Source organism: Oceaniserpentilla sp. 4NH20-0058, assembly GCF_040371755.1.
Classification (GTDB): domain Bacteria; phylum Pseudomonadota; class Gammaproteobacteria; order Pseudomonadales; family Oceanobacteraceae; genus Bermanella.
The window spans coordinates 1-883 of sequence record NZ_BAABWE010000027.1 but is presented as its reverse complement, the minus strand read 5'-3'; the positions used below and the strand labels follow the sequence as shown (position 1 = coordinate 883).

The window sequence follows — 883 nt, the reverse complement described above, 5'->3', positions numbered from 1 at the left end:
CTCCCATCTAATGTCTTGCTAATTACTCAACGATCTTAGCAACAACACCCGCACCTACCGTACGACCACCTTCACGAATCGCGAAACGTAGACCTTCGTCCATCGCGATTGGGTGAATTAGTTCAGCTGTTAGCTGTACGTTATCACCAGGCATTACCATTTCTACGCCTTCTGGAAGTATGCACTCACCAGTTACGTCAGTTGTACGGAAGTAGAACTGTGGACGGTAACCTTTGAAGAATGGAGTGTGACGACCACCTTCATCTTTACCTAGTACGTATACTTCGGCTTCGAATTTAGTGTGCGGAGAGATTGATCCAGGCTTACAAAGAACCTGACCACGCTGTACTTCTTCACGCTTAGTACCACGCAGAAGAACACCACAGTTTTCGCCAGCACGACCTTCGTCAAGAATCTTACGGAACATCTCAACACCAGTAACAGTTGTTTTCGTAGTTTCTTTGATACCTACGATTTCAACTTCTTCACCAGTACGTACGATACCGCGCTCAACACGACCCGTTACAACTGTACCACGACCTTGGATAGAGAATACGTCTTCGATCGGCATGATGAATGAACCATCTACTGCACGCTCTGGCTCTGGGATGTAGCTGTCTAGAGTTTCTAGAAGCTTCTTAACTGCACTTGTACCTAGGCCGTCTGTGTCTTCGCCGTTTAGAGCCATTAACGCAGAACCTGGAACGATTGGAGTATCATCACCTGGGAAGTCGTACTCAGATAGTAGGTCACGTAATTCCATGTCTACTAGCTCTAGCATTTCTTCGTATTCTTCTGTTCCGAAACCACCACAGTCTTCAGCTAGAAGGTCTGCTTTGTTTAGGAATACTACGATATAAGGTACACCAACCTGACGAGAAAG

At 46.2% G+C, this 883-nt stretch carries 1 protein-coding gene; it reads right to left on the bottom strand.

Annotation, left to right across the window (positions count from 1 at the left end):
- Positions 1 to 22: 22 nt before the first annotated feature.
- Positions 23 to 883, bottom strand: an 861-nt coding sequence (locus ABWV45_RS15475) for an elongation factor Tu (RefSeq protein ID WP_353352621.1), incomplete at its 5' end; no start/stop codon positions are given.